At 61.7% G+C, this 12,047-nt stretch carries 9 protein-coding genes, 2 tRNA genes and 1 other RNA gene; 6 read left to right on the top strand and 6 right to left on the bottom strand.

What is annotated here, in order from left to right:
• Positions 1-36: 36 nt before the first annotated feature.
• The 5 genes from WCL58_RS17435 to WCL58_RS17415 form a co-directional block, all read right to left on the bottom strand.
• On the bottom strand, positions 37-690 hold the full coding sequence (locus tag WCL58_RS17435; protein WP_060440713.1) for a tellurite resistance TerB family protein: 654 nt from the start codon (positions 688-690) through the stop codon (positions 37-39).
• 158 nt (positions 691-848) lie between these two features.
• A complete protein-coding gene (locus WCL58_RS17430) occupies positions 849-1,427 on the bottom strand; it encodes a TorD/DmsD family molecular chaperone (protein WP_019455786.1) in 579 nt (192 codons plus the stop codon).
• Positions 1,428-1,469: 42 nt separating this feature from the next.
• Positions 1,470-2,207, bottom strand: a complete 738-nt coding sequence (locus tag WCL58_RS17425; protein ID WP_004928821.1) for a phosphatase — start codon at positions 2,205-2,207, stop codon at positions 1,470-1,472.
• A 90-nt stretch (positions 2,208-2,297) separates the two neighbouring features.
• Complete coding sequence (gene ghrA, locus WCL58_RS17420) at positions 2,298-3,239, bottom strand: glyoxylate/hydroxypyruvate reductase GhrA (protein ID WP_060419491.1); 942 nt, start codon at positions 3,237-3,239, stop codon at positions 2,298-2,300.
• Between the two features lie 126 nt (positions 3,240-3,365).
• A complete protein-coding gene (locus WCL58_RS17415; RefSeq protein WP_049202801.1) occupies positions 3,366-4,832 on the bottom strand; it encodes a peptide MFS transporter in 1,467 nt (488 codons plus the stop codon).
• Positions 4,833-5,279: 447 nt separating this feature from the next.
• On the opposite strand from WCL58_RS17415, the gene WCL58_RS17410 reads away from it, so the two are divergent.
• The 4 genes from WCL58_RS17410 (at position 5,280) to WCL58_RS17395 (ending at position 6,922) form a co-directional block, all read left to right on the top strand.
• Positions 5,280-5,369 (top strand) — tRNA-Ser (locus WCL58_RS17410).
• 454 nt (positions 5,370-5,823) lie between these two features.
• Positions 5,824-5,913 (top strand) — tRNA-Ser (locus tag WCL58_RS17405).
• Positions 5,914-5,960: 47 nt separating this feature from the next.
• A non-coding RNA gene (locus WCL58_RS17400) (RtT sRNA) lies at positions 5,961-6,080 on the top strand.
• Positions 6,081-6,226: 146 nt separating this feature from the next.
• A complete protein-coding gene (locus WCL58_RS17395; protein WP_127554731.1) occupies positions 6,227-6,922 on the top strand; it encodes a hypothetical protein in 696 nt (231 codons plus the stop codon).
• A gap of 69 nt (positions 6,923-6,991) precedes the next feature.
• On the opposite strand, the gene WCL58_RS17390 is transcribed toward WCL58_RS17395, so the two are convergent.
• The gene (locus WCL58_RS17390; RefSeq protein WP_004928813.1) at positions 6,992-7,348 is read right to left on the bottom strand and encodes a helix-turn-helix domain-containing protein; all 357 of its coding nucleotides are present in this window, start codon (positions 7,346-7,348) and stop codon (positions 6,992-6,994) included.
• Between the two features lie 295 nt (positions 7,349-7,643).
• Here WCL58_RS17390 and sdeA point away from each other — a divergent pair, with 295 nt between their 5' ends.
• Together sdeA and sdeB are read left to right on the top strand one after the other, a co-directional pair.
• Positions 7,644-8,831, top strand: coding sequence for a multidrug efflux RND transporter periplasmic adaptor subunit SdeA (gene sdeA, locus WCL58_RS17385; protein WP_193158965.1), 1,188 nt, complete (start codon positions 7,644-7,646; stop codon positions 8,829-8,831).
• Between the two features lie 24 nt (positions 8,832-8,855).
• Positions 8,856-11,999 (top strand): multidrug efflux RND transporter permease subunit SdeB, encoded by a 3,144-nt coding sequence (gene sdeB, locus WCL58_RS17380; RefSeq protein WP_336851424.1) that lies wholly within the window; start codon positions 8,856-8,858, stop codon positions 11,997-11,999.
• Positions 12,000-12,047 lie beyond the last annotated feature (48 nt).

Here is a 12,047-nt window from a genome sequence, read left to right as displayed (position 1 = left end):
AGAGTGACACGATTCCCCCCGGCTTGCCAAGCAGCGCTATGCCAGCTCGCGCTTTTTCTCGTTGACGTCGCTCTCGATGCCCTGCTTGACGTCCGCCGGGATCTTCAGCGCCTGCGCCAGCGCATCGAGGTAGCCGCGCTCCATAAAGTGATCGACGTCGATCACCAGGCAGCTCAGATAGTAAACCTCCAGCGCCTCGTCTTCGTTTTGCACGCTGCGGGCGATCAATTCCGGGTTGAGCGGCTGATCGAGCGCTTCCTGCACCCAGCTCTGCGCCTCCTCCCCCACCTGCAGCTGCGCCAGGCTGTGATCGATGGCGCGCTGCTCGTCGGCATCGATATGGCCGTCGCTCTTGGCGGCGAACACCAGCGCCTGCACCAGGCGTTTGGCGCGCAGATCCACCGGGGTGGTTTGCAAACCGAACTGCGGTTCGCCCTGATGGGTCTCCTTCACCCGCTGCTTGTACTTGTTCCACAGCACCGCCCCCACCGCCGCACTGCCGCCGACGATCAGCGCATTCTTGCCGAACTTGCCCACCAGCTTGCGCGAGGATTTGTTGGCCAACAGCACGCCGACCAGGCCGCCCAGCGCCGTGGGCGCCAGCAGCTTGCCGATGCCTTCTGCTCCGCCCATCGCGCCGGCCTTCTGCCCGATCAACGTTTGAATCTGCTGCATCCAGTTACTTTTCATCATCTACCCCTTGCGTGAAAAAGCGCGGCGCGCAGGCGCGGCCGAACCGACGGTAAACCGCCAGATTAGGGGATCTTTTGTCAATTTACGTCTGGGGGATGCAAACCTGTGTTTAGCGGATCGGCGGGCCGGGCGGCCCGCCGGGATGAGCTGCAGCGTTACGCTTCTTCGTCGCCCGCTTCGTCGTCCTGCTCGTACTCCGCCAGCTCGTCGCGCATCGCCTGGATGGCGTCGCGGGTCATCAGCGCCAGCGTGCGGTAGAAACCGGTGGTGGCGTGCGCTTCCACTTTACCGAGGAAGCGGCCGCACCACGGCAGCAGAAACTCGTCGAACAGCGCGATCTGCGCCTGCGCTTCATCTTCCTGCGACTGATCTTCCAGCCAGGACGCCGCCAGCAGCAGCTGGCCGAAATGGTCGGCCGGCGCCTCCGCCAGCGGCATGCCGCGCTGCTGGAGGAAGGTGCGCACTTCCGCCTCGCTGGCACCTTCGACGTAGTCGGAGCGGAACGGCGACACGCTGCATTCGCTGCCGACGAACATCGCGTTGAAGTCGGTCGCCAACTGGTTGACGTCGCAGCCCTGCTGCAGGCGCTTCAGCAGGTCATCCTGCTCCAGCGGCCAATGTTGCTGCAGCTTGCCCTCTTTGATCAGCGCGAACAGCGGCACCAGCAGCGGATCCTGCGGCTGACGGTAGAACAGCGTACCCAGCACGCGGCAGACAATGGAAAACTCATTCATGATAATGCCTTATACAATACGGAAAATTTTGCCGGGACGATGTCACAAATCGGCCAATTCCGCAATCGCCGGCTTGCCGCGCCGCTCGAGAAAGTCCAGCAACCGGCGCGGGCTGACGTTGAGAATGCGCTCCTGCGGGAAGCCCACCTCTTCGATAATGCGCTCACAGTGCTCAAAGTTACCCAGCGAAAAGGCGACGTGCGAATCCGAGCCCAGCGCCAGCCAGCCGCCGGCATCGCGCACCGCGGCGGCGATCGCCCGGCAGTTGGCCTCGCTGCCCTTGCGGGAGTGGGTGAACGACGAGTTATTCAGCTCCAGCGCCACCTCGTATTTGGCCGCCGCCGCCGCGACGGCGGGAATGTCGATCGGGTAGCGCGGGTTGCCGGGGTGGCTGATGATATGCACGTCCCCCTGCGCCATTGCGGCGATCATCGCTTCAGTATTGGACGCTTTATCCTGCGGCGCAAACACCGGCTCATGGAAACCGGCGATGATTACGTCGGTGGCGGTCAACATCGGGCCCGTGCAGTCGATGTCGCCCTGCAGGTTTTTGATGTTGGCTTCGATGCCGCGCAAGATGCCCACGCCGTTCACCCGGCGCGGCCACACGTGCATGTTCATAAAGTGCCAGTAATGCGGCGCATCGGCCATGTCCGGGCCGTGATCGGTGATGGCGAACAGTTTGATGCCCTTCTGCTGGGCTTCGGCGATGTAATCGTGCAGCGTGCTGTAGGCGTGGGTGCTGGCGACGGTGTGCATATGCAAATCAACGGGGTACATTGTTTCTCCTTCCAGAGGGCCCGCCCGCAAAGGTACGGGCAGGCGCGATGACGATAACAGCTTATCAGTTACCGAACGGCGGCTGAAGGATCAGTAACCCCGCTGCCTGTCGACCACGCCGGCCGGGGCATGCCCCGCCTCCAGCGCGCGGATGTTGGCGGCGATCTGATCCATCGCCTGCTGCGGCAACGTGATGGCAGCAATATGCGGGGTAATGGTGACACGCGGATGACGCCAGAACGGATGATCCTGCGGCAGCGGCTCGCGGGCGAACACGTCCAGCGTGGCAGCGGCCAGTTGCCCCTGCTCCAGCGCTGCCAGCAGATCGGCCTCCACCAGATGCGCGCCGCGCGCGATGTTGATGAGATAGGCGCCCGTGCTCAACTGCGCGAACAGCTCGCGGTTGAGGATGCCGACGGTCTCCGGCGTATTGGGCAGCAGGTTGATCACCAATTTGACGCCGTCGAGGAAGGCCGCGCGCTGCGCCTCCCCGGCGAAGCTTTGCACGCCATCGATCTGTTTGGCGCTGCGGCTCCAGCAGCGCACGCTAAAGCCAAACTCGGTCAGCTTGCGCGCCACGCTCTGCCCCAGCACGCCGGCGCCGAGGATGCCGATGGTAAAATCATCCAGCGAGTGCGGATCGAGCGGCTGCCACTCCTGCCGCTGCTGCAGCGCCTGATACTCGTCGAAACGACGGAAATAGCGCAGCACATAGCTCAGCGCATATTCCTGCATCTGCTGCGCCATGCCGGTATCCTCCAGCCGCAGCAGCGGTACGCCGGCGGGCAGCGTGCCGGGGTGCTTTCGCTCCTGATCGAGGATCGCGTCAACGCCGGCGCCGAGGGCGAACACCGCTTTCAGATCGCGGCGGTTGGCCAGCATTTCGTGCGGCGGGCGCCACACCAGCGCGTAATCGGCTGGCCGCTCGTCGCCACGCTGCCACTCGCGGATCTCGGCCTGCGGCAGGCGTTGCTTGATGCCGGCCAGCCATTCCTGGGCGTTAAACAAGGGGTGGTAATAAATGATGTTCATACTGCGGGCTCCCGTTTGTTTTTATTGGTTTTCCTCCAGCCTTCCGCGATTCGCCGCCGGATGCAAGCGTTAAAGCCCAAAATAAAAACAGCCCCGACCAGTGGGGCTGTTGTGCATGTTAGCCAATCAGGCGGCGGACGGGCCGTCGCGCCGGATAAGGCGCCGCAGCAGCGGAATTAAAATCAGCATCGCCACGCCAACGCCCGTCGCCCCCCAGCCCAGCGCGCTGAAGATTTCGCTGTAGCCGGGGTTGGTTTGCAGCGGCGTGCTGCCGCTGTTTTCCGGCATCAGGCCGGAGACGTAGCCCGCCAGCACCGAGGCGACGCCGGTCACCATCATCCAGCAGCCCATCATCACGCCCTGATAGCGCGGCGGCGCCAGCTTGCCGATCATGGCGTAGCCGATCGGCGAGATCATCAATTCACCGACGCTTTGCAGCACATAGCTGATAACGATCCATTTGAATGCCACCAGCCCGTCGCCGCCCGCCATGCTGATACCCAGCGGCAGCACCAGCATGCCCAAACCGATGCAGAACAGCGATCCGGAGAACTGCAGCGGAATGTCGATGTTGCAACCGCGAGCGCGCAGGCGGTTGAACCACCAGGCCAGCAGTGGGCCGCCCACCACGATCACCAGCGTGTTGATGTTCTGGATCCACTGCGGCGCCACCTGAATGCCGTAAACGTTAAGGTTGATGTTGTGCTCGGAGAACAGCATCAGCCCCATCGGCGCCAGCTGGTACAGCGCCCAAAACACCAGCGAGCCCAGCGCCAGGATCAGATAGGCCGCCATTCTGCGGCGCTCATCGCGCGGATGGTGGCGCAGCGTCACCACGCACAGCATCAGGAAGATCAGCGCGCCGAGCACGATCACGAAGTGGCCGCTGAACTCGGCATGGGTCAGCATCACGCGGATAATCGGCACCAGCGCCACCAGCACCGCCAGCCCGACCAGCATGCGCCAACGGTATTGGCTGCGGCTGGCGTCGTGCAGCGGGGTATTGAGATCCGCCAGAATGCGCCAGCGGCAGACAGCGACGATGATCGCCGCCGCGTTGCCCAGCGTGGCGAACAGGAACAGCGCGCGGTAGTTTTCCGTCAGTTGGAAATACCCGGCGACGGTAAAGCCGACGAAGAACCCGAGGTTCATACCGGCGTAGTTCCACAGGAACGCCGATTCGCGCCGATCATCGTCCGGCTTGAAACGCTGGGTGAGCATCATATTGATGCAGGTAACGTTGAGGCCGCTGCCGGTCAGGAACATCGCCAGCCCCCAGTACAGCCCCCACACGCCCGCGACGGCAATCAGCGCGCAGCCGATCACCTGCAGCACCATGCCGAGCACGAACAGATTGCGGTTGCTGAGGAATCTACCGCCGAGGTAACCGCCGAACATGTGCAAGCCATAGTTGAAGGCGCCGAACACGCCCATCATGGCGTTGGCGCTGCTTTCGTTAAAGCCCAGCCGCTTGGTGGCGTACAGCACCAGCGTAGAGTAAAGCACGGCGAAGCCGAGCGTGGCGAAGATCTGGATGAAGAACAGTGCCCCCGCACCGGGGGGAATGGCATGGCGCGCTTGCGGCGCCGGCATGGCATCTGAAGGAGTCAAAACGAACCTCTACTGCATTATTATGTAATGAGTCTGTCCCTGTCTGCGATATCGCCGGCCTGTCACCCGGCAATCTGCGCGGCGTCGTGATGTTCCTTGCCAAAAACGCCGCGCCGACATGATTCCATTTAGCGACACATCTGACTAATAATCCAGTATTAATGCATATAACAGCAAACAACCCAATCTCATTGGCGACATATTGAGCTAACTGTATAGAAAAAGGTCAAACAATCGTCTTTCATGGATTCCAACCGCTGCCTGCCCTGCCCGCCGGCGGCCGCGAGTGGGAATATCGTTCGGTAAATCAGCAAATTGCTGCAAGTTTGGCTAAACAGTCATGAGAATGAAATAAGAGGGTTGACGCTGAGATCAGATTCTCCTAAATTAGCGCCCGTCGACAGCGCAACGCGTTTTCGGCAACAAAACGGTGAGGTGTCTGAGTGGCTGAAGGAGCACGCCTGGAAAGTGTGTATACGCGAAAGTGTATCGAGGGTTCGAACCCCTCTCTCACCGCCAAATTTAAAAAGAAAGCCTGGATTCGCGTCCAGGCTTTTTTTTTGCATGGTGCACCGCCGAGAGGGGCGAGAAGCCTCGACAGGGTTCGACAAAACGCCTGCGTTTTGGACCGCCAACGGCGGCCCGCAGGGTGAGCGCAGCGAATCAAGCCCTCTCTCACCGCCAAATTTAAAAAGAAAGCCTGGATTCGCGCCCAGGCTTTTTTTTGCATGGTGCACTGCGCATCTCCCCCCCCTCTGCGACCGCGATTCTCATTTCCGCCGGTTATCCACGAACCTTACCGCTGATTTTCTCGCCCATTCATGACATCTGCCCTGCCGTTCGCCGCAGTTTTCAGCAAAGTGCGCACGGCTTGAGCGGACGAACAAAAACACAGAAATTATTCTTGACCGGATCGGCCCCACTCCCTATAGTAGCGCCCCGTTGCAGCGATGATTTCGCAACAAAAAAATATGGTGAGGTGTCCGAGTGGCTGAAGGAGCACGCCTGGAAAGTGTGTATACGCGAAAGTGTATCGAGGGTTCGAATCCCTCCCTCACCGCCATATTCTAACGAGAAAGCCTGAGCGAAAGTTCGGGCTTTTTTGTATGCATGGCGCACTGACCGGGAGGGTGAGAACCCTCGACAGGGTTCGACAAAACGCCTGCGTTTTGGACCGCCAACGGCGGCCCGCAGGGTGAGCGCAGCGAATCTATCCCTCCCTCACCGCCATATTCTAACGAGAAAGCCTGAGCGAAAGTTCAGGCTTTTTTGTTTGCATAACGCACCGACCGGGAGGGAGCCTCTCGACAGCGGCATAAGCTGTCGACCATAATGCCCTCATAAAGATAGGCCAATGCGTAATGCAAGGGAGAAACGTGGCGCGTAAGAAGAAAGGCAATGCCCCGCGGCCAAAGACAGGCCCCGTTAAAGAAAAATCGAATAACCGTTTGGCGAAAGTATCGGCATTTTTGGTAGGCTCTGGGATTCTCGTGGCGATATTGGGCGCCGCCTATCAGTATTTCGCCGGCAGCGTTTCATTAGCTTTCGTTCAATCCGTCGGAAGAGCCTATGAGTTCCAACTGACAAACGACACGCCTTCGGATCGTACCGTAAAATCCTTCCGCATCATTCCCCCCGACGTCCAGCAAGTGATCTACAAAGTCACCGAGGATGTGTATGCCACCCGCGACGAAAAAGGGCAGATTACCTTGCCGGGCGGCAACCAGAGCTATGTTCCCGCCGCAGAATTTAAAGAGCTCGATGGCCAGCGCCTATCCGCGAACTCCTCATTCAAGTTTCGCGTGCCGCCGCTTTCCAATCGCACCTGGATGGCGCCGGAGGCGGCCATCGTCGATATTCGCTATGAAATCGACTCGTCGAACCCTGTACTTGCCGCTATTGAAGGCATATTTGACGTCCTTGGCTTCCACTCCCGCCAGCACACCGTTCGCTACCTGGTCATTGAAAACTACTGGACGCCTTCTCGTTCAAACTCCCTCAACGAGGCGATTCGCATATTCTGCCGCGACAGCGACACGGTGGCGAAGTCAGGCAGTTGCGACAACTTTTGAATCCCCACGGGTAAAGACAAAAAAGCCCGAACGCAAATTCAGGCTTTTTTATCCCCACTGCCCAACCGCTCAGTGGTGCGTGCGCCCCATAGACGCCGGCTGCGCCAACGCGCGGCGCCAGTCGCCCGGCGTTTGGCCAAACTGGCGTTTGAAGCTGCGGTTGAATGACTGCTGTGAGTCGAAGCCGAGCGAAATCGCCACGCTGACGATAGGCTCGCCGCTGTTGGCCAGGCGCTCCGCCGACACTTTCAGTTTTTGCATGCGGATATACTCCCCCAGCGCGTAGCCGGTCTGGCGTTTGAACATGCGCTGCAGATGCCATTTGGAATAGCCCGCGCGGTCCGCCACGGTGTTGATATCCAGTTTCTCTTCCAGATTGTTGTCGATCCACGCCTTCAAATCGGTAATAAAGCCCGTAGTGTTCATGCTGATGCTCCCATCATTCGGCAGGGTCACCCTCTGCCCGATGCACATACGTTGCAACAGTTTCGCTTTAAATGCAATTTTTATTATTGCATTTACCAGAAAGCCGCCACTATACTCCACCCAATTAATGTAACCGATATTGATACATTAATGTGACACCAATGTGTTTCAAAACCTAACGCTGCGCCGCTGCTGGGCGCAGCCGCCCCCTCACCGCACGCCGGCGCGGGGGCGAATCCCGGAGAACAGGGCCGGGTATGGGGCCTGACCGCGCTTACTTATCGGAATAAAAATAATGGCAAATCAACCAAACTCATCGTTCAACGCCGGCGGCCGCACGCGCGCCGTCGCTCTGGGCCAGCGGCTCTCCGGGGTGGCGCTGCTGGCCACCCTGCTCGCCGGGTGCGACAACAGCGTCGCGCATAACGCCCCGCCACCGCCGCCGGTGGTCAGCGCCGCCAGCGTGGTGGTCAAGCCCATCAGCCAATGGGATGCCTTCAACGGCCGGGTCGAAGCGGTGCAAAGCGTGCAGCTGCGCCCACGGGTCTCCGGCTACATCGAGCGGGTCAACTACACCGAAGGCGACGAGGTGAAGAAAGGCCAGGTGCTGTTCACCATCGACGATCGCACCTACCGCGCCGCGCGCGAACAGGCGCAGGCCGAGCTGGTGCGGGCACGCAACCAGGCCGCCCTGGCGCGCAGCGAATCCTCGCGCACCGAGAAACTGATCGGCACTCAGGCCATCTCTCAAGAAGTCTGGGAGCAGCGCCGGTCGTCCGCCGCGCAGGCGCAAAGCAACGTGCTAGCAGCGCAGGCCCAGCTCGACATGGCGCAGCTGAATCTCGACTTTACCCGCGTTACCGCGCCGATTGACGGGCGCGCCAGCCGCGCAATGATCACCGCCGGCAACCTGGTCACCACCGGCGACAGCGCCAGCGTGCTGACGACGCTGGTGTCGCTCGACAAGGTCTACGTCTATTTCGACGTGGATGAAGCCACCTTCCTGCGCTATCAGCAGCAGGGCCGGCACGACGCGCGCCTGCCGGTGAAAGTCGGCCTGGTGGGCGAAGACGGCACCCCGCATCAGGGGCTGGTGGATTTCACCGATAACCAGCTGAACGCCGGGACCGGCACCATCCGCATGCGCGCCCTGCTCGACAACCGCGAGCGCCGCTTCACGCCGGGGCTGTTCGCCCGGGTACAGATGCCCGGCAGCGCCGAGTTCAACGCCATGCTGATCGACGATAAAGCGGTGATGACCGACCAGAACCGCAAGTTCGTTTACATCGTCGATAAAGACGGCAAGGCGCAGCGCCGCGACATCGACGTGGGCCGCATGGCCGAAGGATTGCGCATCGTGCAGAAAGGGTTGGCAAACGGCGATCGGGTGATCGTCGACGGCATGCAGAAAGTGTTTATGCCGGGCATGCCGGTCGACGCGAAAGCCGTCGCCATGAACCCTATCGCCTCCGCACTTAACTAAGCTCCCAGCAGAGACTTCTGACCCATGGACTTTTCCCGTTTTTTCATCGACCGGCCGATCTTTGCCGCGGTGCTGTCGATCCTGATTTTTGTCGCTGGGGCGATCGCCATCCCGCTGCTGCCGATCAGCGAGTACCCGGACGTGGTGCCGCCCAGCGTGCAGGTGCGCGCCGAATACCCGGGCGCCAACCCGAAAGAGATCGCTGAAACGGTGGCCACGCCGCTGGAGGAAGCGATCAACGGCGTCGAAAACATGATGTACATGAAATCGGTCGCCGGTTCCGACGGCGTGCTGGTGACCACCGTCACCTTCCGCCCCGGCACCGATCCCGATCAGGCGCAGGTACAGGTGCAAAACCGCGTGGCGCAGGCCGAAGCGCGCCTGCCGGAAGACGTGCGCCGCCAGGGCATCACCACTCAGAAGCAGTCCCCGGCGCTGACGCTGGTGGTGCATCTGGTCTCGCCTTCCGGCAAGTACGATTCACTGTACCTGCGCAACTACGCCACCCTGAAGGTCAAGGATGAGCTCGCCCGTCTGCCGGGCGTCGGCCAGGTGCAGATCTTCGGCGCCGGTGAGTACGCGATGCGCATTTGGCTCGATCCGAACAAGGTCGCCGCGCGTGGCCTGACCGCCTCCGACGTGGTGAGCGCCATGCAGGAGCAAAACGTGCAGGTCTCCGCCGGCCAGCTCGGCGCGGAGCCGATGCCGACGCGCAGCGACTATCTGCTGTCGATCAACGCCCAGGGCCGCCTGCAAACCGAAGAAGAGTTCGGCAACATCATCCTCAAGAGCGGCGACAACGGCGAGATCGTACGGCTGCGCGACGTGGCGCGCATCGAAATGGGCTCCGGCAGCTACGCGCTGCGCGCCCAGCTCAATAACAAGGATGCGGTCGGTATCGGTATCTTCCAGTCGCCGGGCGCCAACGCCATCGAGCTGTCTGACGCGGTGCGCGGCAAGATGGCCGAGCTGGCGACCCGCTTCCCGGACGGCATGAGCTGGAAATCGCCTTACGATCCGACGGTGTTCGTGCGCGATTCGATCCGCGCGGTGGTGGATACCCTGCTGGAAGCGGTGATCCTGGTGGTGCTGGTGGTCATTCTGTTCCTGCAGACCTGGCGCGCCTCGATCATTCCGCTGCTGGCGGTCCCGATCTCCGTGGTCGGCACCTTTGCCGCGCTGTATATGCTGGGCTTCTCGCTCAATACCCTCAGCCTGTTCGGGCTGGTGCTGGCGATCGGCATCGTGGTGGATGACGCCATCGTGGTGGTGGAAAACGTCGAGCGCAATATCGAAGAGGGGCTGTCGCCGCTGGCGGCGGCGCACCAGGCGATGCGCGAGGTCTCCGGTCCGATCATTGCCATCGCCGTGGTGCTGTGTGCGGTGTTCGTGCCGATGGCGTTCCTTTCCGGCGTCACCGGTCAGTTCTACAAACAGTTCGCCGTCACCATCGCCATCTCGACGGTGATCTCCGCGATCAACTCGCTGACCCTGTCGCCGGCGCTGGCGGCGCGCTTGCTTAAACCGCACGGCGCGCCGAAAGATCTGCCGTCACGCCTGATTGACCGGCTGTTCGGCTGGTTGTTCCGGCCGTTCAACCGCTTCTTCGCCAGCGGCTCGCAACGCTATCAGCGCGGCGTCTCCCGCGTGCTGGGCCGGCGCGGCGCGGTGTTCGTCGTCTATCTGCTGCTGCTGGCCGCCGCCGGCGTGATGTTCAAGACCGTACCCGGCGGCTTTATCCCGACGCAGGACAAGCTGTACCTGATCGGCGGCGTTAAGATGCCGGAAGGCGCCTCGCTGGAGCGCACCGATGCGGTGATCCGCAAGATGAGCGCCATCGGCCTGAGCGTGGACGGCGTCACCGATGCGGTGGCCTTCCCCGGCCTGAATGCGCTGCAGTTCACCAATACGCCGAATACCGGCACGGTGTTCTTCGCGCTGGAGTCGTTGAGCACCCGTACCCGCACCGCGGCGCAGATCAACGCCGAGATCAACGCGCGCATTTCACAGATTCAGGAAGGCTTCGCCTTCTCAATCATGCCGCCGCCGATCCTCGGCATTGGCCAAGGCTCCGGCTATTCGCTGTACGTGCAGGATCGTGCCGGGCTGGGCTACGGCGCGTTGCAAACGGCGATCAACACCATGTCCGGCGCCATTATGCAAACGCCGGGGATGGGGTTCCCGATCTCCTCGTATCAGGCCAACGTGCCGCAGCTGGACGCCAAAATCGATCGCGACAAGGCCAAGGCGCAAGGGGTACCGCTTAATGCGCTGTTCAGCACGCTGCAGACCTACCTCGGTTCGTCTTACATCAACGACTTCAACCGCTACGGCCGCACCTGGAAGGTGATGGCGCAGGCCGACGGCCAGTTCCGCGACAGCGTGGAGGACATCGCCAACCTGCGCACCCGCAACGACAAGGGCGAAATGGTACCGATCGGCAGCATGGTCAGCATCGGCACCACCTACGGCCCGGATCCGGTGATCCGCTATAACGGCTTCCCGGCGGCGGACCTGATCGGCGACGCCGATCCGCGCGTGCTCTCCTCTACCCAGGCGATGGGCGCGCTGACGCAGATGGCCGGCAAGCTGCTGCCGAACGGCATGAATATCCAGTGGACCGATCTGAGCTACCAACAATCGACCCAGGGCAACGCCGCGCTGGTGGTGTTCCCGGTAGCGGTGCTGCTGGCGTTCCTCGCGCTGGCGGCGCTGTATGAGAGCTGGACGCTGCCGCTGGCGGTGATCCTGATCGTGCCGATGACCATGCTGTCGGCGCTGTTAGGGGTGTGGCTGACCGGCGGCGACAACAACGTGTTCGTGCAGGTCGGGTTGGTCGTTCTGATGGGGCTGGCCTGCAAGAACGCCATTCTGATCGTCGAGTTCGCCCGCGAGCTGGAAATGCAGGGCAAAGGCATCGTCGAGGCGGCGCTGGAGGCCTGTCGCCTGCGGTTGCGGCCGATCGTGATGACCTCCATCGCCTTCATCGCCGGCACCATCCCGCTGATCCTCGGTCACGGCGCCGGCGCCGAGGTGCGTGGCGTCACCGGCATCACGGTGTTCTCCGGCATGTTAGGGGTCACCCTGTTCGGGCTGTTCCTGACGCCGGTGTTCTACGTCACCCTCCGGCGCCTGGTGGCACGCAAAGCGCAGCCGCAGACGGCGTAATCACCGTCTTAACATGCAAAAAGGTCGGGCATTGCCCGACCTTTTTTA

The sequence above is a fragment of the Serratia sp. TMDUHS_CL genome (assembly GCF_037137105.1).
In the GTDB taxonomy this organism is placed as follows: domain Bacteria; phylum Pseudomonadota; class Gammaproteobacteria; order Enterobacterales; family Enterobacteriaceae; genus Serratia; species Serratia nevei.
This window is presented reverse-complemented; position numbering and strand designations above follow the sequence as displayed.